This window comes from Amycolatopsis minnesotensis (assembly GCF_039529815.1).
Lineage (GTDB): Bacteria > Actinomycetota > Actinomycetes > Mycobacteriales > Pseudonocardiaceae > Amycolatopsis > Amycolatopsis minnesotensis.
This window is the reverse complement of sequence record NZ_BAAANN010000068.1, coordinates 1-23046: the sequence shown is the minus strand read 5'-3', so window position 1 is coordinate 23046 and position 23046 is coordinate 1. Positions and strand designations below refer to the sequence as shown.

The window sequence follows — 23046 nt, the reverse complement described above, 5'->3', positions numbered from 1 at the left end:
TCCCGGAGAACCGCTGTCCACCCACCCGGAAAAGTACCGTCCGCCAACCTGGAGACCATCTGTCCGCCCACCCGGAGTTCCCGATGACCGTTGACACCAGGCCGGGAAGACTGGTCGGCCACGTCGGAAGAAAACCGCGCCCTGACCGCTGAAAAGCGTGCCCGGACGAATGCACCGGATCCGGCTCCGAGAGCCACCCCGTGCCCAGGTTCTACCGTCCATACCGGGCCGGCGGGAGGCGATGGCGCTCTGACCGACGAGCGCCACGTCCGCGCTTCGTAGGGCGTGGCCGAGACTTGCTCCGTCATTCACTCCCGAGGAGGCTCGGTGAACCGACAGGTCGACAACGCTCCAGCACCCAGGTCGAGGTCCACGGTGTACCCACGTGGCCCAGATCCCCGGCCACGCTGCGACGTGCTGCGGGTAGACCCCGGCCACGGGATGACCGAGGCCCTGGACTCCTACCTGGCCATGGGCTACGACATCGAAAGCGCCGCCGACGGCTGGGTACTGCTGCGCGGCCCGCGCGGCCGTCTCGCTCTCACGGTCAGTTAACGGCGACGGTACCTACCCGAAAAGTTGGCTGGCCTGGGCGCAGGCCCGGGGTAGTTCGACATCGCCGAAGCTGACGCCCTCGAGTGCGTCGAGACAGAGTGCGCGCACCCGAGGGACACCAGAGGCGCCCAAGCGTAGAGGGGGAGCGGTCGCTTAGCGACGTGCGATGGTCAGGGCGGTGACTGGCGCGTTCCTGCTGGTGTGGGCGCCAGCGAGGTGCACGTGGTCGACGTGCGCGTCGGGGAAGACCGTGTCGACCGTCGCGTCGGTCAGGTTCGTTGCCGAGAACAACGTCCCGTGAGCAGCGAAGCTTCCTTCGAGATGCGCGCCGGTGAGGTTGGTTTCGGTGAAGTGGGCGTCATCGAAGGTGCCCGAGAGTGTGGCGCCGGTAAGATCGGCGGAATCCAGCCGCGCTCCGGTCGCGACAACGTCGTCCAGGCTCGCTCCGCGCAGGTCCGCGTGGGAACCCTCGACACCCTCGAGGACGGATCCGGTGAGAACTGCGCCGGGGAGGTGAGCGCCGGTCAGGTCGGCACGGCTGAGGCAGGCGCCACGCAGGTCGACTATCGCGCCGCTGTCGCGGCCGGTATCGCGGCGGCCGAGCACGGTCAGCGCAGCTTGCAGGTCCGCCGCGAGCCGAGGCTCGGTGCCTTGCACGGTGATGCCGGTGTGCTTCGGGCAGCCGCGGTGATCCCCTTCGGTCGGGGTACGGGGAGCGCGTTCGCGCACGAACGTCGTCAGCACCTGGATGATCGCCGGCTGGTCCGGCGGCGAGTCGCGTGCCACACGTTCCGGTGCGTAGATCGCCCCCAACCGGACGCTGAGGCTGGTCGCGCCGAGCTGCTCCACCCCCTTGGCGAAACGGTCGGTGACCTGTCCTTGTTCAGCGAGACGAACCTGGTCGCGAGTCGCTTGCAACGACAGCGCGGTGAACACCAGCGCCGCCACCGCGGTGAACGTGGTAATGCCCTGCCACAAGCCCGCCGCGTTCCACCACCGCCGGGTCCTCTCCGGCTCCCGAGGTTCCTGTTCTGCCATACGTATCAGTATGCTACGCCGGCTTTTTGTCGAAAGCCATAAATAATTCCAGAGAGGCTTTCTGTTCATATCGCGAATAGAACGCTATGGGCAAGCCAGAGTCGGCACTTCGGAAGGATTTGCCACGAATATGGATTCCAGAGGATCTTTTAGTCGTGCTCCGAAGGCCACAGTGATGATGATGTGTGTGGGCAGGGATCTGTGGAGGGTCTGGCTCGGAAAGCCACCGACGCTCCGGTTGGGGTTGTCTTGTGAAGGATCTGCCGGCTTTCTGTGGGTCTCTGTTCATGCACGTGTACCGGGCCAGGGGGTGTGACTTGATAGGAGCCTGTGCCATCAGGACACCCGTCACTGTGTTGTCCGTCCCGGCTGGCCCGGCACGTGTCACCCCGATCCGATCAGCACTACGGGATGGCAGAGACCAGCATGACCGATCAGCGCGACATCGTCGACCACATCCGTGACAACGCCGGCGAGGTCGCCGGCGAGGTCGTGGTGACCGGTGGGGTCGACACGCATAAGGACACCCACACCGCGGCCGCGGTGGATGAGCGGGGCCGGGTCTTGGGCACTCGGGCTTTTCCCGCGGACACTGCCGGATACGCGGCGTTGCGGGGATGGTTGGCGGGGTTCGGCGTGGTGGGCACGGTCGGTGTGGAGGGCACCGGTTCCTACGGTGCCGGTCTGACCCGGTACCTGACCGGGCACGGTGTGCCGGTGGTGGAGGTCAACCAGCCAGACCGGCATGCCCGACGCCGTAAGGGAAAGACCGATGCCCAGGACGCGATCAACGCCGCGCACGCGGTGGCCTCCGGGCGATGCGAGGCCACCCCCAAAGCCGGGACCGGGCCCGCGGCCAGCATCGCCGCGCTACGGACCGCGCTGAGCAGCGCGGTCAAGTCCCGCACTGCCGCCCGCAACCAGCTCGACAGCCTGATCGTCACCGCCCCCGCCAAGCTGCGTGAAACCCTGGCGGCGCTGTCCAGCACGAAACGGATCACCGCCTGCGCCCGGCTGCGCCCCTGACCTGACCTGACCTGCCCGGTCGCCGGCGTGAAAACCACACTGCGCCGCCTGGCCCGCCGCATTCAGCACCTGACCATCGAGATCGACGACGCCAAAACCGACCTGGACACCCTGACCCGCCAGATCCTGCCCACCACCACCGCCCTGTTCGGCGTCGGCCCCGACACCGCCGCCCAACTGCTGATCACCGCCGGGGACAACCTCGACCGCATCAGCAACAACGCCAGCTTCGCCCACCTCTGCGGCACCGCCCCCATCCACGCCAGCAGCGGCCGCACCACACGCCACCGCCTCAACCGCGGCGGCGACCGCCACGCCAACGCCGCCCTCTACCGCATCGTCATCGTCCGCCTACGACACTGCCCCCGCACCCGCGACTACCTCCACCGCCGCACCACCGAAGGCCTCCCCAAACGCCACATCATCCGCTGCCTCAACGCTACGTCGCCCGCGAAATCTACCGAGCCCTCACCACAGACATGACCAACCTCAACACCACCCCTTGACATCTATAGGAGCATCCTTCAGGACATGCGGAATCCCGCCACGAGCGGGCTCACCGTATCCCGGGACCGGGAACAGGGGCGTAGGTGGCTCTCGCGCTCGTTTCCTTGCTACGCGGGGAGGGTGAGATGGCGGCGGAGGAACCGGATCTGGTCGGTGACGGCGCGGTCGAAGACCGGTCCGCGGTAGATGTCGAAATGCTCTCCTTGGTAGCTGCACAGCTCGGCCCGAGGTGCGGCAAGCGCGGCTTCGGCGACTGGCGCCAGCGGGGTGATGGCGTCGTTCTCACAGGCGCACAACAGGAGTGGGCACTCGACATCGGCTGCCTGGTCGCCGGGACGGTAGCGCGGCAGACCGAGCACGACGCGCGCGGCGACGGTGTTGTGCCAGCTCGCTCCGGGGGCCAGTAGCGAGCGGAATTTTTCCTCGGCGCCGGCTTCCCGCAGGAAGGCCCGTGACCCTGGTTCGCCGATGGTTTGGAGCAGCAGCGGTCTCACTCGGACAACGGCTCGCGCACGATCCCGTAGTGCGCTCAGGGCCAGCCGGATCGTGTGTCCGCGCGGGAGCCCGCGCCGGGCGGGCAGGCCGAGATAGGGAACCTGCGAGACCACGGCCGCGAATCGCGGATCGCGTGCGGCGAGGGTGAGCACGTGTCCGCCGCTGAACGAGGTGCCCCACAACGCGATACGAGTGCCGTCCACGCCGGGGAATCGGCGCGCGCAGTCCACCGCGGCTGCCCAGTCCCGTAACTGGGAGTCGATGTCGACCACCTGCCGAGGTTCGCCTTCGCTGTCGCCGAAACCGCGGTAGTCGAACACGAGCACCGCCATCCCGGCGTCGGCGAACCGGCTGGCGTAGGAGTCCAAGCCCATCGCGCGAACCGCGCCGAGCCCGTGGGCCATCACGACACAGGGCGGCCGGGCACCCGGGTCGCTGGGACGGTACAGCCACGCCGCGCACCGCCTGCCGACTTCGCCGAACAGGAATTCCTCACGGTTCATGCGCCGTCCTCGCTGTCGAATCCGCCCGCGGTCTCGTGGTATTCGGAGCCACGCGGTCGCAGGCTTGCGCGGGCGGTCACGGTCGGCTTGGCGTGAGGAGCTGGAGGACACCGTCGGTGGTGCCGGTTACGGCGAGGGTGCCGGTGGTGATGTCGACGGTGACGGTGTTGGGCTGGCGGACGGTGGGGATCCTGGTGATGACGCGCGGTTCGGCAGCGGTGAGGTCGATGCCGACGAGTTCGTTGGTGGCGGTGAGGGTCACCCAGAGCCGGTCGCGGATGTCGTCGTAGGTGACGCCGTAGGGGGTGCCGGGAAGATCGAGCCGGGACAGCTGGCGGCGGCCGGCGGGGTCGTAGGTGAGCAGCGCGCCGCCCCGGGTGTCGATGACGTCGAGGTGACCGCGCCGATCGGCCACGACATGGGTGGGGCCGTCACCGGCTGGCAGCCGGGCCACGCGGGTGAGCGTGGCGGTGTCGTAGAGGGTGAGATCGTTCTGGCGGACGTCGACCAGGCCGACGAGATCGCCGGTCGCGGCGAGACCCGCCGGTTGGGTCACGTCGGTGAAGGTGTGCACGACCCGCGCGTCACGGATCACGGCGACGTCGCGGCCGTTCTCGTTCGCGGCGAACACGAGCCCGTTCGCCGCTTGGGTGGCATCGTGCGGCGATGATCCGGTGCGCACGGCCGAGGTGACGGTCCCGGACGGGAGCGCGACGGTGAACAGCTGATCGGAGTTCTCACCGGGGACCAGTACCGGGCCGCCGGGGGCGGCGAGCTGGAGGTGCCGGAGGTGGCCGGGCAACGGCGTGGTGGCGACGGTCTTCCCGGTCTTCTCAACGATCAGGGCGAGCCGGTCGGGTTCGCGGAGCCCGACGGCGACGAGATGGGTGACGGGATCGGCGACCGCTCCCTCGGGGGCCGTGCCGATCGGCACTACCGTGCCTTCCGGCGGGCGCACCAGCGGCGGAGCGAGGGCGGGTTCGGCAGGCGGGGGCATCTCGGGCGGCGCGGGCGAAGGAGACGGTGCGCATGCGGCGGCCAGCGCCACGACGAGGCCGAGTCCGGCGACTATGCGCCATGACCGCGTCGCGCTCTTCTCCGGGGCGATACTCACAACCCCAGCCTGACGCCGGTGCGTCACCGGCGCGTGCCGCCCGCGCGATCCGTAAGAACCCGGACAGGTGTGCACGCCACCTCGGGGCCCACCACCGGGCGAAGTCATCGATCCGGCCGCGCTCGGCCTGCCGGTCACCGTGCTCGCGCGCGTGCGACCGGGCCCAGGCGAATGCCACCGCGTCACGGGTGACGACTGTTCTCAGTCGTCTCATCGCGCGGCGACGCGGCGGTAGCGGGCGACGGCGAGGGTCATGAACAGGGCGATGAGCCCGAGCGAGCAGAGTGCTGAGTAGAGGATGGCGTTGTGCGCGGGCCAGCCGTGGGGTTGGGGCAGTGCGGCCGGGGTGGGGTTGGCGAACAATTCGCGGGCGGCGTTGGCCAGTGCGGTGATGGGGTTCCATTCGGCGATGGTGGCGAGCGGTTCGGGCATGGCGGTGACGGAGACGAATCCGGACGAGATGAAGGTCGCGGGGAACAGCCAGATCAGGCCGAGGCTCTGGGCGACTTCGACGCTGCGGGCGATCAGGCCGATGAACGCGCCGACCCACGACATGGCGAAGGCGAAGAGCAGGATCAGCAGGTATCCGAGTGCGGCGTCGAGCGGGTCGCCGCGGATGCGCCATCCGATGGCGAGCCCGCACAGGCTGGTGACCAGGAGGCTGATCACGCTGGTGGTCAGGTCGGAGGTGGTGCGTCCGAGCATGACCGCGACGCGGGACATCGGCAGTGCGCGGAACCGGTCCACGACTCCTTTTTGCAGGTCGTTGGCGAGGCCGATGGTGGTGAAGGAGGCGTTGAAGGTGACGGTCTGGGCGAAGATGCCGCCCATGACGAACTCGCGGTAGGCGTCGCCGCCGAGGCTGCCGCCGAAGACGTAGCCGAGCAGCAGTACGAACATGATTGGTTGCAGGACGCTGGCGAAGATCGAGCCGGGTGTGCGGCGGATGGCGAGCAGGTTGCGCCACGCGAGCGCGCTGCTGTCCTTCGCGATCCTGGTCACCGTGGTCACGCGCTCGCCTCCCGCCGGTCGAGTGCGCCGGATTGGGTGGGCCAGTGGGGCACCGCGGGCAGAACCGCGGTCTGGTCCGGATCGGTGTGGGCGGTGCGCGCGGGTGCGGATCCGGTCAGGCCGAGGAATACGTCGTCGAGTGTCGCGCGGCGCAGGCCGAGGTCGAGCACGGGTACCCGTTCGGTGTTGAGCCGGATGACAGCGGTTTCGAGGGCGCGTTGGCCGTCGGTGACGGCGACTTCGACGCGGCGGGCCCGCCGATCGACCGAGGGGGTCGTCCCGATCGCGGCGAGGACGCGGTAGGCGGTGGCGAGATCGGTGTCGTGGGCGGTGACCACTTCGAGGCGGTGCCCGCCGGTGGCGGCTTTGAGCTGGTCGCTGGTGCCTTCGGCGACGACGGTGCCGTGGTCGATCACGGCGATGCGGTCGGCGAGCTGATCGGCTTCTTCGAGGTACTGCGTGGTCAGCAGGACGGTGGTGCCTTCGCGGACGAGTTCGCCGATGACGTCCCAGGTGTCGAGGCGGCTTTGCGGGTCGAGGCCGGTGGTCGGTTCGTCGAGCACCACCACCGCCGGGGAGGCGACGAGCGCGCCCGCGAGGTCGAGCCTGCGGCGCATGCCGCCGGAGTAGGTGCAGGTGAGCTGGTCGGCGACGTCGCCGAGGTGGAAGCGGTCCAGCATGTCCCGTGCGATGGTCGCGGCGCGGTGGCGGCGCATCCCGTACAGCTTCGCGACCAGGTAGAGGTTCTCGAAGCCGGTCAGTTTGTCGTCGACCGCCGCGTACTGGCCGGACACGCCGATCGACCGGCGGACGCGGCCGGGATCGACGGTGACGTCGGTGCCGTCGACCAGTACGCGGCCGGCGTCGGGGGCCAGCAGGGTGGTGATGATCCGCACGGCCGTCGTCTTGCCGGCGCCGTTGGGGCCGAGCAGCCCGAAGACCTGCCCGGCTGGCATTTCCAGGGTGAGGTCGTCGAGCGCGTTCTTGGTGCCGAAGGATTTCCGCAGCCCGTCGAGGACGATCGCGGCTTCTGGTGCGGGCATCAGTCGGTTCCCTCCGGCAGCAGGCTACTGGGGGTGATGTCGGTCCAGTTGCGGTCGACGAATTCGAGGCAGGCGTCGCGCCGGTCGGGGCCGAAGGTCGGGGTCCATCCCCGGGGGATGTCGGCGAAGACCGGCCAGAGCGAGTGCTGGTTTTCGGCGTTGACGAGGACGAGGTAGTCGGCGTCGGGGGACTCGAAGGGGTTGGTCTGGTGGGTGGTCATGCTTGGTTCCCTGTTCGTGCTCGTGGCTGGGTGGCGGGTGCGGCCTGGTGCGCGGTGAGGTGGTCGGAGACGATCGGGCCGAGGCGCTCCAGCGCTTCGGGCTGGGTCAGTTGGGCGTGTGCGGCCGTGACGGTGTGGTTCTCGACGTGGCCTGCCAGGTAGGGCAGCCAGTCGGTGAGGTCCGGGCTGTCGGCGTCGCGTCCGACGGTGGCGGTGAAGAACAGGACATCGCCGCGGGTGCGGGTCGGGGTGAACTCGCGCATGAGGGTGGCCTGGGTGACGAACGCGTCGACCATGGCGCCGAGCGCGTCTTCGCTGAGGCTGCCGAGCGGGCTGCCCGCTTCCCGGTAGACCTCGAGGACCCGGGTCCGGTCGAGGACGTCGGTGACGGGGATGGCGAAGCCCTGGTTCGCCAGCAGGGTGCCGAACATCTCCGCTTCGCTCGCCGCGTCCAGCCCGTCGCCTGGCACGTCGGGGTAGGCGTCGAGCAGGGTCAGCAGCCCGACCCGGTCGCCGTCGGCTTCGAACTGTGCGGCGATTTCGTGGGCGAGGTTCCCGCCGAAGGACCAGCCCAGCAGGTAGTAGGGGCCTTCGGGTTGCACCGAGCGGATCTGGGTGAGGTAGTCGGCCGCGATCTCGGGGATACCGGCCGGTGCGTAGCCCGGTTCGGTGAGCTTGCGCGACTGGACCCCGTACAGCGGCTGGTCCGGTGGCAGGTGCTTGAGCAGTCCGGCGTAGGTCCACGACAGCCCGCTGGCGGGGTGTATGCAGAACAGCGGTGGCTTGCTTCCGTTGGCGCGCAAGGGGAGTAGCACGTCGAGGTCTCCGCCGTCGGTGCCGTGGTCGAGGCGGAGCGCCAACCCGGCCACGGTCGGGCTTTCGAACAGCCGCCGGATCGGCAGCTCGACCCCGAAGGCCGCCTTGATCCGGGTGATCAGCGCACTGGCCAGCAGTGAGTGGCCGCCGAGTTCGAAGAAGCCGTCGTCGATGCCGACGCGGTCGAGGCCGAGGGATTCGGCGAACAGATGGCACAGCAGGTCCTCGCGCGGTGAGCGTGGACCGCGGGAGGCGGTGGCGGTGAGCTCCGGGGCAGGCAGCGCGCGGTGATCGAGCTTTCCGTTGGCGGTCAACGGCAACGCGGCCAGGACGACAAACGTCGAGGGGATCATGTACTCCGGCAGGCTCCCGGCGAGCGCGGTCCGCAGCTCGGCGGTATCGAGTTCGGTATCGGCGGAGACGAGGTAGGCGATCAGGCGCTGGACACCCGGCGCGGTTTCGCGGACCACCACCGCGGCGTCCGCGACGTCGGCCACGGATTCGAGCTTGGCTTCGATTTCACCCGGCTCGATGCGGAATCCGCGGAACTTGATCTGCTGGTCGGCGCGGCCGACGAATTCCAGCGGCCCTTCGGCCCGGCGCCGGACGAGGTCCCCGGTCCGGTACATGCGGTCGCCGTCGTCGCTGAACGGGTCGGCGAGGAAGCGTTCGGCGGTCAGCGCCGTCCGGTTGAGGTAGCCCCTGGCCAGTCCGGCGCCCGCCAGGTAAAGCTCGCCGACGACGCCGGCCGGGACCGGTCGCAGCCCGGCGTCGAGGACGTAGGCGCGCGTGTTGTGCACCGGATGGCCGATCACCGCGCGCGGGCTGTCGCCGAGACCGGCCACCACGGAGTCCACAGTGGACTCTGTTGGCCCGTACAGGTTGTAGGCGGTCACCCCGTCGACGGCGCGCAACTGCGCCCACAGGCCGTCGTCGACCTGTTCCCCGCCGAGCGCGAGCACCGCCGGGCGGTGCCCCGCCGGGTCGAGCAGGCCGGCGGCGAGGAGCTGGCGCAGGGAGGAGGGGGTGGTTTCGAGCACGTCGATGGCGTTGTCCCGCACGGAACGGACGAGTTCACCGGCGTCACGGCGGGTGTCGTCGTCGACGATGTGCAGCCGGTGGCCCGCGATCATCCACAGCACCGGGTCCCACGAGGCGTCGAACGCGAGGGCCGCGGTCAACGCGACGACCGCCTGCCGCCCGCCGAGGCGCACGCGTGCCGGGCCGAAGATGTGCTCGCGGTGCTGCTGGAACAGGTTCAGCAGGGAGCGGTGTTCGACGAGCACTCCCTTGGGGCGCCCGGTCGAACCGGAGGTGTAGATCAGGTAGGCAGGGTGCCGGGAGGTCAGCGGGCGCCGCCGCTCCGCGTCGATCAGATCGTGGGGTTCGGTGCGCAGGAGTTCGGCGCTCATCTCCGAGGCGTCGAGCGTCAGCACGGCTGTGCTCCCCGGGATCCCCGGGATCCGGGAACGTGCGGTGGACTCGGTGATGATCAGCGCGGGAGCCGAGTCCTCGATCAGCAACCGGATGCGTTCGGCAGGGTAGGTGAGATCGACGGGCAGGTAGGTCGCGCCTGCCTTGAGCACCGCGAGCAGCGCCGCGACCGTCTCCGCCGACCGGGTGAGGGCGACGGCGACGATGTCACCGGTGCCGATGTCCCTGGCGCGCAGGGCGCGGGCGATCCGGTTGGCGTCGGCGTTGAGGCGGGCCGCGGACCGGCGATCCGATCCGGCGACGACCGCGAGGTCCACCCCCGCCGTGGAGGCCGCGTGGGTTTCGAACGCGTCGATGACCGTGCCCGCTGGCAGCGCGCGGGCCGCGCCGTTCCCGGTCTCCACCAGGGAGCGCAGCTCACTCGGTGACAGCAGATCCAGCTCGCCGATAGGGCGGGAGGGGGCTCGTGTCGCGGCGTCGAGCAGGCGCGGGAGCCATTCGGCGAGGCGGCGTGCGGTGCCGGGGTCGAACAGGTCCGCGCTGTACTCCAGAGTGCCCGCGATCCCGGTCGGCACGCCCTCGGTGTCGTGCCGTTCGGTCAGCGACAGCGACAGGTCGAACTTGGCCGCCGCCGCGCCGTCGCAGTCGACGACGGAGATGTCGAGGCCCGGCAGCTCCAGCCGTGCGGACGGGGTGTTCTGCAGGGTCAGCATGACCTGGAACAGCGGATGCCGGTTCAGGGTGCGCACCGGGGCGATCTCTTCGACGACCCGCTCGAAGGGGGCGTCCTGGTGGTCGAACGCGGCGAGGTCGAGCGCGCGGACCCGGTCGGCGAGTTCGGCGAAGCCGGGCCCGCCGGACAGGTCGGTCCGCAGCACGAGTGTGTTGACGAAGAATCCGACGAGTTCGTCGAGCGCTTCGTCGGTGCGCCCAGCCACCGCGGTCCCGATCGGGATGTCGGTGCCCGCGCCGAGCCGGGACAACAGCGCGGCGAACCCCGCGTGCAGCGCCATGAACATGCTGATGCCGTGCTCGGCGGCGAACCCGGCGAGCGCGGCGTGCAGGGGTGCGCTCAGCTCGACCGGCACCGTCCCGCCACGGTAGGAGGACTTGGCCGGGCGAGGGCGGTCGGCGGGCAGGGTGAGCTCGTCGGGCAGGTCGGCCAGTGCCCGCGCCCAGAACCCGAGCTGCCGCCGCAGCGGACTCGTGATGTCCGTTTCCTCGCCGAGGATTTCGTGCTGCCACAGGGTGTAGTCGGCGTAGTGCACCGGGAGCGCGGGCAGGCTGTGCTCGCGGCCTTGGGCGCGGGCGGTGTAGGCCGAGGCCAGGTCTCTGGCCAGCGGGGTGGTCGACCAGCCGTCACTGGCGATGTGGTGGGCCACCAGGAGCAGGACGTGTTCGTCCGCGGCGACGCGGAACAACGTCGCCCGCAGGGGCAGTTCGTGGTCCAGCGCGAACGGTGCCGTCGTGACGGCCGCGATCCGCCAGGCGAGCGACTCGCGATCGGTGTCCGCTGTAGACAGTGTGAAGTCGTTTCTGGTCATGGGAAGCACCTGCTGGTAGGGGACGCCGTCTTCGACGGGGAAAACGGTTCGCAAGCTCTCGTGGCGGCGCAGGACGTCGGCGAGCGCGCCGCGCAGGGCGTCGTGATCGAGTTCGCCGCGCAGGTCGAGCGCCATCGGGATGTGGTATCCGGCGCCGGCGCCGTCGAAGCCGTTGAGGAACCAGATGCGGCGCTGGGCGTAGGACAGCGGTATCCGTTCCGGCCGTGGCCGCCGCGCCAGCGGGGCGCGGGCGGCGCGGGTGTCGGACCAGCGCGCGGCGAGCGCGGCGGGTGTGGGGTTCTCGAACACCGTCCGGATCGTGACGTCCACGCCGAGCCTGCCTCGGATGCGGCTCACCAGGCGGGTGACCAGCAGCGAGTGCCCGCCGAGTGCGAAGAAGTCGTCGTCGGGACCGATTTCGGGCAGGTCGAGGGTGGTCGCGAACAGCGCGCACAGTTCCGCCTCGGTACCCGCGCGGGCGCGCCGTGCCGGTGTGCGCGGCGTCGCCGACGGTTCGGGGAGGCGGGCCTTGTCCAGTTTTCCGTTGGCGGTCAACGGGATCGCCGGGATCGGGAGAATCAGCCTCGGCACCATGTACTCCGGCAGCCTCGCGGCCACCGTGGCGCGCAGCCGCTCGACGTCGATGCCGTCGCCGACCACATAGGCCACGAGCCGCTCGGTGTCCTCCGCCGCGGTCTGGACCAGCGCGACCGCGGCGGAGATCCCGTCGATGCCGGTGAGCACGGCTTCGATCTCGCCGAGTTCCACCCGGAAACCGCGGATCTTGACCTGGTCGTCGGCGCGCCCGACGAACCGGAGCACCCCGGTGGGCGACCACCGGACCAGGTCGCCGGTCCGGTACATCCGCGTACCGGGGACGTCGCCGAACGCGTCGGCGACGAAGCGTTCGGCGGTCAGCTCCGGGCGGCCGCGGTACCCGCGCGCGAGACCGGCGCCGGTGAGGTACAACTCGCCGGTGACGCCGGGCGGTACCGGGCGCAGCCAGGCGTCCAGGACCAGGGTTCCGACGTTGTGCGCGCCGGTGCCGATCACCGGTGCGGGGTGCTCGGCGATCCTCGCGATCACCGAGTCCACAGTGGACTCGGTGGGGCCGTAGAAGTTGAACGCCAGCACTTCCGGCCGCGCGGCCAGGTCCCGCCACAGTGCCGCGTCCACCGCCTCGCCGCCGAGGGCGAGCACGGTGAGGCGGTGCCGGTCGTGCTCGAGCAGCCCGAGCGCCAGCAGCTCGTGGGCGTAGGAGGGGGTGGTCTCCACGACGTCGATTCGGCGCTCGGCCACGCACGTCACCAGCGCTTCTGGGTCCCGCCGGGTGTCGTCGTCGATCAGGTGCAGTTCATGCCCGTCGACCAGCCACAGGATCGGGTCCCACGAGGCGTCGAAGGACACCCCGGCGGTGTGCGCGACGCGCAGTACCTTCCGGGCCGCCGCGGTCGTGGCCGGGCCGAAGACCTGTTCGCGGTGGCTGTGGAGCAGGTTGACCAGTGCCCGGTGCTCGACCGCGACGCCCTTGGGCCGCCCGGTGGACCCCGAGGTGTAGAGCAGGTAGGCGAGGTCATCCGGCGCGGGTGGTGTGCCGCCGGAGGTGGGGCCGGGTTCGAACCGGTCCACCAGCAGGGTCGGCGCGGTGCCGCCGAGGCGGGCGGCGATCTCGGTGGTGCTCAGCAGCAGGACCGGGTCGGCGTCGCCGAGCAGGTGGGCGACGCGCTCGGCCGGGTAGCCGATGTCCACCGGCAGGTACACCGCCCCCGCCTTGAGCACGGCCAGTAGCGCGACGACGGTGTCGATCGACCGTGGCAGCGCGACGGCCACCGCGCGTCCGGATCCGGCACCACGGGCGCGCAGCGCCGTCGCGAGCCGGTCGGCGTCGCGGTCCAGTTCGGCGAAAGTCCGCGATCCGTCGGGGGCGATGACCGCGGTGCGATCCGGATTGCTGGCGGCCCGCGCCTCGAACAAGGCCGGCAGTGTGGTCTCCGGCACCGGGCGGGCCGCACCACGCCAGTGCTGGAGCATTTCGTTCTCCCGCACGGGATCGAGCAGGCTGAGGCGGTGCAGTGGCCGGTCGGGGGTGGCTGCCGCCGAGGCGAGGAAGGTGGTGAGCGCGCCGGCGATCCGGGTCGCGGTGTCATGGTCGAACAGGTCGGTGCTGTAGTCGAGGTCGCCGACGACGCCGGTGGGCGCGCCATCGGGATCGTGGGTTTCGGTGAGGGTGATCGAGAGGTCGAATTTGGCGGCACCGGCGGGGACGGGCTCGACCTCGGCGCGCACACCGTCGAGATCGAGTGCGGCGGTCGCGGTGTTCTGCAGCGCGAGCAGCACTTGGAACAGCGGGTTCCGGCCGGGGACGCGCTCGGGCGCGAGTTCGTCGACGACCCGGTCGAACGGGAGGTCCTGGTGTTCGAAGGCGGCGAGGTCCGTGTCGCGCGCGCGGAGGAGGAGATCGGCGAAGGTCGGGTCGCCGGTGAGATCGGTGCGCAGGACCAGGGTCGTGACGAAGAAGCCGACCAGATCCGCCAGCGCGGGTTCGGTGCGACCGGCGACCGGTGTGCCGATCGCGATGTCCTCTCCCGCACCGAGCTTCGACAGCACCGCTGCGAGCCCGGCGTGCAGGGCCATGAACAGACTGGCACCGTGCGCGGCGGCGACCGAGGCCAGCGCGGCGTGCACCGGTGCGGGCACCGCCACCGCGACGGTGGCGGCACCACCGCTCGGGGTAGCCGGGCGCGGCCGGTCCGCGGGCAGCGCCAGCTCCGCCGGCACACCGTCCAATGCGGACTTCCAGTAGGTCAGCTCCGTCGCGGCCCTGCTCCCCGGAGCGGTCTCGGCACCGAGCACATCCCGCTGCCACAACGTGAAATCGGCGTACTGGACCGGAAGATCCGGAAGATCGGCGGCGCCGCCGTGACGCGTTCGCGCGCGATAGGACGCGGTGAGATCGCGGGCGAGCGGGCCGAAGGACCAGCCGTCGCTCGCGATGTGGTGGATCAGCAGGAGCAGGACGTGCTCGGTGGCCGAGATGCGCAGCAGGCGCGCACGCAGGGGAGCCTCCAGGGCGAGGTCGAACCCGCGCGCGGCCTCCGCCGCGATCATGCCGGGCACCTCCGCCGCGGTGACCTCGACGACCTCCAGAGCGGTCCCGGCTGCCTCCTCAGGCAGGATCCTCTGGTGGGGCTCGCCGTCCACCTCGGCGACCAGCGTGCGCAAGGTTTCGTGCCGGGCGACCACGTCGGCCACCGCCGCGCGCAGTGCGGCGCGGTCGAGGTCGCCGGTCAGCCGCAGCACCACGGGCATGATGTAGTCGGCCGCGTCGGGATTGAGCCGGTTGAGGAACCACAGCCCGCGCTGCGCGGGCGAAAGCGGCACCCGGTCGGGACGCCACCGCGCGGTCAAGGCGGGACGCGCGTCGCCGGGTGATCCGGTTGCCAGGCACCTTGCGAGTGCGGCCGGTGTGGCCGCGTCGAACAGCGTCCTGATCGTCACCTCGACCCCGAGTTCGGCGCGGAGCTTGCCGATCACCCTGGTCGCGAGCAGTGAATGGCCCCCGAGCGCGAAGAAGTCGTCGTGCACTCCGACTTCGGCGAGTTCGAGGGTGTCGGCGAAGACGGCGCGGATCACGTCCTCGGTGGCGGTGCCGGGGCGCGGCGGTGCCGAGGGGATCACGGTCGCCATGCCGGGAGCCGGGAGCCGGGTCTTGTCGACCTTTCCGTTGGGGCTCAAGGGGATCCCCGGCACCACGATGACCGCCTGCGGCACGAGGTACTCGGGCAGGATCCGCGCGAGCCGTGTGCGCAGATCGCCGGGATCGGCCGCGGTGACGGCGTAAGCGATCAGACGCGCGCTCTCACCGGAGCCGGTGACCACGACGGCGGCTTGCGCCACGTCATCGAATCCGGCCAGCGTCGCGCCGACCTCGCCGGGTTCCACGCGGAACCCGCGGATCTTCACCTGGTCGTCGGTCCTGCCGAGGAACTCCACCGCGCCGAGCCCGGCCCAGCGCGCGAGATCACCCGTGCGGTACATGCGTTCGCCCGCGGTGTCGAACGGGTTCGCGACGAACCGGTCGCTGGTCAGGGCCGTTCTGCCGTGGTAGCCGCGGGCCAGCCCGGCACCGGCGAGGTACAGCTCGCCGGTCACCCCTGGCGCGGCCGGTCGCAGCGCCGCGTCGAGCACGTAGGCCCGCACGTTGGCGACCGGGGCGCCGATCACCGGGGAAGCCGAACGGTCCATTGTGGTCGTGATCGAGTCCACAGTGGACTCTGTGGGGCCGTACAGGTTCCATGCGACCACGCCGGGCGCCTCGGCGAGTTCAGCCCACAGTGCCGGGTCGACCGCTTCGCCACCGAGCGCCCACGCCGCGGGATAACGCGCCTGGCGCAGCACCCCCTCGGCCAGCAGCTGCCGGGCATAGGACGGCGTCGTCTCGATCGAGTCGACGCACTCGTCGGCCAGATACCGGGCGCACGTCTGCGGATCACGACGGATGGCGTCGGGGACCATGTGCAGTTCGTGCCCGTCGAGCAGCCACAGCACCGGGTCCCACGAGGCGTCGAACGCCATGCCTGCCAGGTGCGCCACCCGCAGCGCTTCCCGGCCCGCGGCGTTCCGCCCGGAGCCGAACAGCGTCGCGCGATGGCTGGCGAACAGGTTCGCCAGCGACCGGTGCTCGACCACGACTCCCTTCGGCGGGCCGGTCGAGCCGGAGGTGTAGATCAGGTAGGCCACATCCGACGGTTTCGGAGACGTGGGCGCGTCGCCCGTGGACGCGGCCTGTAATTCCGCAGCGAATCCAGGGGTGTCAACGCGCAGCGCGGACCCGGGCAATCCGGGACGCGCCCGCGAGTCGGTGAGCACGAGTCCGGGCGCGGCGTCGTCGATCAGGTAGGCCAGCCGCTCGGACGGGTAGCTGACGTCGAGGGGCAGGTACGCGGCCCCGGTCCGAGCCACCGCGAACAGCGCGACGATCGCGCCGACGGAACGGGGCAGCGCGACCGCGACCGTCGTTCCGGCGCAAGCGCCGCGGCGGGCCAGCACCGAAGCCAGCTGCCGGGAGCGGCGGTCGAGTTCGGCGAAGGTGAGCGAGTCCTCCGCGTCCGAGACCGCGACGCGGTCCGGTGACTGTCGCGCCTGGCGGGCGAACAGACCGGGCAGGGTCGCCTGCTCCGCCTGGCTCGCGGTGTCGTTCCACGCTCGCAGCACCAGATCGCGTTCGCCGGAATCGAGTAGCTCGAACGACCCGACCCGTGCCGACGGGGTCTCGATCGCCGCTCGCAGCAGCCGGAGGAAGCGGCGGTGGTGACCGTCCAGTTCGGCGGCGCTGTACCGGTCGGGGTTCGCCGAGAAGTCCACGCTCAGGCCGCGCTCGGCGGAGATGCCCTGGAACACCAGGGACAGGTCCTCCACCGGGCCGATGGACAGGGTGCGCAGCCTCGCGGTGTGCGGGCCGAAGTCCAGGCTCGGATCGAACGGCAGCAGGTTGACGGTCGGCCCGTGCATCCGGTCGTGGCGAGCGAGCCCCAGATCGTGCCGGAGCTCCTCGGCGCGGTAACGCTGGTGCTTGAGCGCGGCGCGCACCTCCGCCGAAGTCCGCGCGACAAGATCGGCGACGGTCGTCTCGGCGGTGACACGCAGACGCAGCGGCACGATGTTGGACACCATCGCCGGGGTCGTCCGCAGTGCAGGCGAGCGTCGCGCAGTCACCGGCAGTCCGAGTACGACCTCGTTGGCCCCGGTAGCGCGATGCAGGTACGCGGCGGCAGCGGCGATCACGAACGGCGACCAGTCGGTGCGCAACCGCCTCGACGCCTCGCGCAAACCCTCCGCCTCCGCCGGAGACAGCCCGCCATCGCGCCGCAGCAGCCCGGTGTTCGCCGGCGCGACGGAACCGGCCAGGCCGGTGGGCTCGGGGCGATCGGCGAACCGGGAACGCCAGTAGTCCCCGTCGATAGCGGCACGGGCGGAATCGCGGTAGGCCACATCCTCCGACACGACCTCGGCGACGCGGCCGAACCCGTCGGCCTCCGGCTCCTCCCCGCGCTGGGCGGCGTCGTAGACCTGCGCGATCCGGCGCAAGACGAGTGCCGCGCCGTAGCCGTCGGTCAGCAGGTGATGCACCCGCTGGTAGAAGATGTACCGCTCCGTGCCGACCCGCAGCAGCGCTGCGGCGAACAGCCAGTCTCCCAGCACGTCCACCGGATTTGCGAGATCGTCGTCCATCCAGCGCAGGGCCGCGTTCTCCGGGGCACGATCGGCCGAGAAGTCCAGCACGGGCAACGACCATTCGCCGAGCGGTTCGACCACCTGACTCGGACGGTCATCGACCTCGCTGAACCTCAGGCGCAGGGCTTCGGCCTCTACCAGCACGTGGCGGATCGAGGCATTCAGCCACGCCGCGTCCACCCGTCCCTGGATGTCGAGGTACTGGGCGATGGTGAACATTGGGCTGCCCGGGTCGAGGCGCTGCGCAAACCAGATCCCCTGCTGCGCAGATGTCAGTTCCAGGTGTTCTCCACGACGAACAGGCACAAGTTCCCGCTTTCACTCGACTGCTTCCACGATCGGCCGTTCACTTGCGGACGTCAGCAAGATTTGGTCCCCCGCGGCTAAACGGCTCATGCTCCATTCGGCCCGCCCGCCCGAATGGACGGGGCTAGGTGACATGTCGCACGATCAAGTGCCAGTAGGATGTTGCTTCGATAAGCGCAGTGGTCGCGCCGTAAGAAACCTGTAATAAAAAGGTGGCCATCTCCCGATGGGAGATGGCCACAGCGGCTCGGCGGTCCGTCAGAAAACGCTGATGTTCCCAAGGGAGACCATCAGGTTGACGATCGACTGCATGAAGTTCATGTACCTCACCTTTTCCGTCCAGGGCCGCCGCTATTCCACGGAGTGCCGTCCTCCTGATTCGGAGCAGCTCCGGTTTGCGACTGTACGAAGTGGCCTCGGTCACCAAGACTGGCCACGAATCCCCCAAGCGGCTACGGCGCTGCTCGTCACAGTCTCGAAAACGTAAAACGGAAAAGAGGCCAAGCCGGTCCGAGCCGCTCAACGAATGACTGAAAACCGACCCGGGGAGCGTGATGGAATCCAACCAGGTGATCGCGGGACAAATCCTGCACACCGGCGCCAAGGCGATCGCGATCAGCGGCGGTGTCGTCCGGATCGGCCACCACCTGGTGTGCACGATCCTGCTGCTACCAGGCGAAAGCGTCGCCGAACTACCGCCGCTGCGGTTGCAGACCGCCTGGATCCCCCGCCACCTCACCCTTCAGCACGGCACGGTCGCACGACGTTCCGCGCCGAAGATCACCCTCGGCCGCGTGTCGCTGGGCGGCGACACGGCCGTCGCCGCGGCGACCTACCTGGGTGGCACGAGCCCCGAGTTGCCCCTCGCCACCGCCACGATCGTCGACTTCTGGCTCAACACCGGCGCGCTCAGCCCGCTGAATCCGCCCAAACGACCGAGACGACGACCTACCGCTTGACCGAACGCCTCGCCCGAACACCAGCCCGCGCGGGCTGGGCGAAGTCAGCGAGGGCGTACGCGTGCGTCGCGGCAGGCAACCGACCGGAGCCTTGAGCTGGTGACCCGGCCCACCAGGGCCACGCATCGGGGAACGATCGTGGTGTCGTGGTCGTTGTAACGGGTGGTCGTAGATTTTTGTGTGTTCGTGTGTATGACACGCCCCGAAAAGGGCTTCGGGTTCATCGCCCGCGAGGGCGCCTGACGTATTCGTGCACTTATCCGAGATCGACGGTGCGGGTTTCCGCCGCCTCGACGAGGAGCAGCGGGTCGAGTTCGAGGCGGCACAGGGCGCGAAAGGCCTCCAAGCCAGCGCCGTACGCAGCCTCTGATCGTCTCGTTCGCCCACCCCGTGTGGGTCCCGACCCACACGGGGTGCGGCCCCTCCGCCACCGGATACCTTGTGGCGGAGGGTGTTCACCCCCGGGCCGTCGACCCGACATTCGTCGACACCGTCCGCCCCAGAACCCGGCGGCATCGCAGTACAGCCAAATTGCCGGGAGGTAATCTTGCGGTCAGCACACTTCAGCCGACACGTCCGCGTGCGGCTCCTCGCTCGTCTCGCGAGCCGGAGCCGATCCTCGAAGGACAGAAGTCGGGTACCGAAGCGTTCCTCGTCAAGCTGTTCGCCGTGGTGCCCCTGCTCGCTGTCGTAGCCGCGGTCCCCCTCGCCTGGGGATGGGACTGAGCTGGGTCGACATCGGTCTCACCGTGTTCTTCTACTGCCTGTCCGGGCTCGGCGTGACGATCGGGCTCCACCGCTACTTCACCCACAGCGCCTTCAAGGCACATCGCGGGCTCCGGGTCGCGCTGGCGGTCGCGGGCAGCATGGCGATGCAGGGCCCGGTCATCAATTGGGTCGCCGAGCATCGCCGTCGCCACGCTTTCGCCGATCGTGACGGCGATCCGCATTCCCCGTGGTGGTTCGGCAGCACTCCCGCGGCGCTGGCCAAGGGGTTCTAGTACGCGCACATAGGCTGGATATTCGGCCGGGACAAGACCAACCCCCAACGCCTCGCCCCGGATCTGCTCGCCGACCGCGACATCGTCACCGTCGATCGGCTGTTCCCGGCATTGACGGTCGCGACCTTGCTCACGCCGGCAATTCTCGGCCAGCTCGGTCTGTCCTCGGCAAGTCAGGTCATGAACACCCCCAGCCCGGCGGCGCCGCCGACAGATGGCCGGTACTGTGGGAGGGCTGTGTTGGTCATCGGGATGACCGACTCGATAGACCGTTTTTGGGGACGGTCGGTGGCATAAGACGGCACGTCATCGGCATTGGTGATGTCTCTCTGCGAAAACGGCCGCTGAGGAGTGGTTACCTTGTTGGTCGCTCTTCCGACAGGCCTCGGGTGGTGACGATTTCGACGTTTCCGTCGGCGAGCCGGTAGTACAGGCCCGCCACGGCCGTTTGCCCTGCCTCGATCTGGTCGGCGAGGACTTTGGAGCGGTTCACCAGCAGGTCGACGGTGTGTCGGATGTGCTCGGCGACGATGTCCCCGTCGGTGGTGAGGCCGGCGGCGCGAGCGGACAGGACGCTGGGGGTGACGCGTTCGATGACGTCGCGGATGAACCCGGCGGTGCCGATGCCGTCGGTCAGCGCGGTGCGGGTGGCGGTGACGGCGCCACACGAGTCGTGGCCCAGTACTACGACGAGGGGCAGTCGAGCACGCTTACGCCGTACTCGATGCTGCCCAGGACCTCCGGCCCGGCGACGTGGCCCGCGGTGCGCACGACGAACAGGTCGCCGAGCCCGCGGTCGAAGATGATCTCGGCCTCCAGCCGGGAGTCGGAGCAGCCGAAGAGCACGGCGAAAGGCCGCTGGCCTGGTGCGGTTTCGGCACGCCGCGCGGCGTGCTGGTTCGGGTGCTCCGGTGTCGAGGCGACGAAGCGCTCGTTGCCGGCCATCAGTGTCTCGAAGGCCTCGACTGGGGTCGGAGAGGGTGCGTCGGTCATGAACCGCAGGTTACTGGCGATGGCCCCGGGAAAGGGGACAGCATCGTGGACGTTGTCACACGCGTGGCTCACTGTCCACCGTTCTCGCAGCCTAGTCGCATCGAGTGTCGGAACTCGACCAGATGATCGGTCAGAGGTGAGTGGTGAGCTGCGGTGGTCGGCTTGGTCAGTGACGAACTTGGCCACCTCGTGCGGCGGGTTGTGATCATTCGCGAGATCGCGTGCGGTCGGGCGATCTGTCTTCGGCGGGGTCTGCGGTGTCGAGCGCGTGGGTGGCGCCGGTGATGGCGTCGTGGCGCCATGCGGTGTATTGGGCGGTGGTGATGCCGTGTCGCCGGCAGAGCGCGGGCACGGGGTGGTCACCACGGAGGCCGCTCATCACGATGTCGAGTTTTTCCTGCGGGCTTCTCGGCTGATGCGGTGTCTGGATGGGAATGTGGTTACCCGATGTGGTGATGTAGTCGTGGTCGGAGAACGCGATGCGGGCGCGGCGGAAGGTGGTCGCGACGACCATGGCCGCGGCGACCAGGACGATGTCCTTGAGGACGTACTGGCCTTCCAGGGTCGGTGCGTGGAACGGGCCGCTGAACAGTCGCTCGGGCAGCAGCACGGCTGGGGAGAGGATGCCGAGCAGTTCGAGCGCGAGCAGATAGACGACCAGCCGTAGTCCCCTGCCCACGATCAGGATCAGCCCGATCAGGCATTCCAGGGTCGCGACCAGCGCGAGGCAGAGCGCGCCGGGGAGGAGGTCGAAGGTCAGGATTCTGGTGGTGGTGACGGTCAGGTCCTGGGCAGGGCTGACGCCGGGGAAGTACTTGAGGATGCCGAAGCCGAGGAACACCAGGCCCATGGTGACGCGCAGGGCGGTAATGCTGTGCCGGACCAGCCAGGCGTGCGTGACGCCTTCGAACGCGGTGAACCGGGCCCGGATTCCCACGATGCGCCCTTCCTCTCCGATATGCCCGGCGGGTCACCGGTGAAGACCGGTGGCCCGCCGGATGCCAGGCCGCTCTCACGTCGGACTGTTTCTTGTGGACGGTCGGCGTGACGCCGGTCAGCAGCCGCACCCGTGGTGGTGGCCGAGGTTCAGATCCAGGTTGAGGTCGAGGAGCAGGCCGAGATTGAGGCCGTGGCGGTCTCCACTGAGATCGAGCAGGCCGCCGAGGTTCAGCGATCCGCCGGTGTCGGCGGTGGCGCTGTGGCTGGGGGCGGACGCGGGTGCCGCACTGGCTACGGCGGGGGCGGCGAATGCGATCCCCGCGGCGAGCGGAAGAGCGGCCAAGGCGATACGGCGGGATGCCTTCATGACGGGAAACCCTTCTCATGCGATGCCCCGGGCCGGACGGCCCGGCGGTATGACGGGATACGCCGCCGAAGAGCCAGACGGCGGGCGCCCATCCCGGCTTTACGCCATTCGGCCCAGTGATCGTTCGACTGGTGGTGTGATCGGAAACGATGCTTGACGACCATGTTTTCCCGGACCGTTCATCTCGTTTCCGACGCGAGAAGATCCCGGCGATGTCCTGGTCGCGTCACAAAAACAACGAATTTCGGTAATTGAACGATCGATCGGGTTCAGAACCTGGTCGACCCCTCTGGTTCTGTCACTCTTTCGGGTAAGCAGGCGCGAGCCGATTCTGCGGATGCAGGGCGTCCGGTGATGTGGCTCAGTGGTGGCGTTCCGGTGCCGATTCGTGTGGTCGGCAACGCGGAAACCATGCTCGCCGATCGCGGCGAACCGCCGGAGCCACCGTTGTCGTGATCGCGAAGCGGTCGCGTGTCGCGGGGGAGCGCGGAAGCCTCGGTGCAGGTCATCTGAAGTCACGCCAGTCCAATGTGATCCGGGCCACGAATCACTAGGTCCATGCTTCATCAGCGCTCCGCGACTGGCCGGTTCGCCGGGTCGTGGGGACCAGCGCCCGGCCATGGTCGCAGCCACCGCCGGGTGGAAGGGAGTTCGCAGGTGTTCGGCAAGAAATACGCGTCCGCGATGATCAACCGGAGTGCGGGAAACGAGTCCGACCGGCGCAAGTTCCTGAACGCCGCGGGAATGACCGGCCTGGGTGTGGTCGGTGCGACCGCGCTCAGTGGCCTCGGTGGCGAGGTGGCGGCGGCCGCGCCACGGCTGTCTCCGGCGGCGAAAGCCACGGCCGGGGGCGTGAGCGACGGCGCGGTACTCAATTTCGCGTTGAACCTCGAATACCTCGAAGCGCAGTTCTACCTGCACGCGGTCACCGGGAAAGGGC

15 protein-coding genes and 2 pseudogenes are annotated in these 23046 nt (G+C 69.6%); 7 read left to right on the top strand and 10 right to left on the bottom strand.

Annotated elements, in window-relative coordinates:
• The first annotated feature begins 414 nt into the window (after positions 1-414).
• Complete coding sequence (locus tag ABD256_RS42380) at positions 415-555, top strand: hypothetical protein (protein WP_344431774.1); 141 nt, start codon at positions 415-417, stop codon at positions 553-555.
• Between the two features lie 153 nt (positions 556-708).
• On the opposite strand, the gene ABD256_RS42375 is transcribed toward ABD256_RS42380, so the two are convergent.
• Positions 709-1503 (bottom strand): pentapeptide repeat-containing protein, encoded by a 795-nt coding sequence (locus tag ABD256_RS42375; RefSeq protein WP_344431772.1) that lies wholly within the window; start codon positions 1501-1503, stop codon positions 709-711.
• A 501-nt stretch (positions 1504-2004) separates the two neighbouring features.
• Here ABD256_RS42375 and ABD256_RS42370 point away from each other — a divergent pair.
• Both ABD256_RS42370 and ABD256_RS42365 read left to right on the top strand, forming a co-directional pair.
• A complete protein-coding gene (locus ABD256_RS42370) occupies positions 2005-2619 on the top strand; it encodes an IS110 family transposase (protein WP_344431769.1) in 615 nt (204 codons plus the stop codon).
• A gap of 27 nt (positions 2620-2646) precedes the next feature.
• Positions 2647-3102 carry a transposase gene (locus tag ABD256_RS42365; protein ID WP_344431767.1) on the top strand — a complete coding sequence of 152 codons (456 nt, stop codon included), beginning with the start codon at positions 2647-2649 and terminating at the stop codon, positions 3100-3102.
• 131 nt (positions 3103-3233) lie between these two features.
• Here the strand turns inward: ABD256_RS42365 and ABD256_RS42360 are convergent, their stop codons facing one another.
• From ABD256_RS42360 to ABD256_RS42335, 6 genes are all read right to left on the bottom strand, one after another.
• Positions 3234-4124 carry an alpha/beta hydrolase gene (locus ABD256_RS42360; protein WP_344431766.1) on the bottom strand — a complete coding sequence of 297 codons (891 nt, stop codon included), beginning with the start codon at positions 4122-4124 and terminating at the stop codon, positions 3234-3236.
• A 76-nt stretch (positions 4125-4200) separates the two neighbouring features.
• Entirely contained in the window at positions 4201-5238 is a 1038-nt protein-coding gene (locus ABD256_RS42355) for a YncE family protein (RefSeq protein ID WP_344431764.1), read from the bottom strand.
• A 210-nt stretch (positions 5239-5448) separates the two neighbouring features.
• Positions 5449-6249: an ABC transporter permease gene (locus ABD256_RS42350; RefSeq protein ID WP_344431762.1), complete on the bottom strand. Its 801-nt coding sequence runs from the start codon at positions 6247-6249 to the stop codon at positions 5449-5451.
• On the bottom strand, positions 6246-7292 hold the full coding sequence (locus ABD256_RS42345; protein WP_344431760.1) for an ATP-binding cassette domain-containing protein: 1047 nt from the start codon (positions 7290-7292) through the stop codon (positions 6246-6248). Before ABD256_RS42345 ends, ABD256_RS42350 begins: the two co-directional genes overlap by 4 nt.
• On the bottom strand, positions 7292-7513 hold the full coding sequence (locus ABD256_RS42340) for an MbtH family protein (protein ID WP_344431759.1): 222 nt from the start codon (positions 7511-7513) through the stop codon (positions 7292-7294). The genes ABD256_RS42345 and ABD256_RS42340 overlap by 1 nt, the downstream gene beginning before the upstream one ends.
• A complete protein-coding gene (locus ABD256_RS42335; RefSeq protein WP_344431758.1) occupies positions 7510-17847 on the bottom strand; it encodes an amino acid adenylation domain-containing protein in 10338 nt (3445 codons plus the stop codon). The genes ABD256_RS42340 and ABD256_RS42335 overlap by 4 nt, the downstream gene beginning before the upstream one ends.
• A 554-nt stretch (positions 17848-18401) precedes the next feature.
• Here ABD256_RS42335 and ABD256_RS42330 point away from each other — a divergent pair.
• The 3 genes and pseudogenes from ABD256_RS42330 to ABD256_RS42320 all read left to right on the top strand — a co-directional run.
• Positions 18402-18806 (top strand): hypothetical protein, encoded by a 405-nt coding sequence (locus ABD256_RS42330; RefSeq protein ID WP_344431756.1) that lies wholly within the window; start codon positions 18402-18404, stop codon positions 18804-18806.
• Positions 18807-19056: 250 nt separating this feature from the next.
• Entirely contained in the window at positions 19057-19176 is a 120-nt protein-coding gene (locus ABD256_RS42325) for a cold-shock protein (protein WP_425546616.1), read from the top strand.
• Positions 19177-19421: 245 nt separating this feature from the next.
• Positions 19422-19963: pseudogene (locus ABD256_RS42320) on the top strand (acyl-CoA desaturase); the annotation flags it as partial.
• 199 nt (positions 19964-20162) lie between these two features.
• On the opposite strand, the pseudogene ABD256_RS42315 reads toward ABD256_RS42320, so the two are convergent.
• The 3 genes and pseudogenes from ABD256_RS42315 to ABD256_RS42305 all read right to left on the bottom strand — a co-directional run bounded on the left by ABD256_RS42315 (position 20163) and on the right by ABD256_RS42305 (position 22106).
• Positions 20163-20752, bottom strand: a pseudogene (locus ABD256_RS42315) (carbonic anhydrase).
• 253 nt (positions 20753-21005) lie between these two features.
• Positions 21006-21737 (bottom strand): DoxX family membrane protein, encoded by a 732-nt coding sequence (locus ABD256_RS42310; RefSeq protein ID WP_344431754.1) that lies wholly within the window; start codon positions 21735-21737, stop codon positions 21006-21008.
• A gap of 117 nt (positions 21738-21854) precedes the next feature.
• The gene (locus tag ABD256_RS42305) at positions 21855-22106 is read right to left on the bottom strand and encodes a hypothetical protein (protein ID WP_344431752.1); all 252 of its coding nucleotides are present in this window, start codon (positions 22104-22106) and stop codon (positions 21855-21857) included.
• A 657-nt stretch (positions 22107-22763) separates the two neighbouring features.
• On the opposite strand from ABD256_RS42305, the gene ABD256_RS42300 reads away from it, so the two are divergent.
• Positions 22764-23046 (top strand): ferritin-like domain-containing protein (locus tag ABD256_RS42300; protein WP_344431750.1); only part of this gene is annotated, 283 nt, incomplete at its 3' end.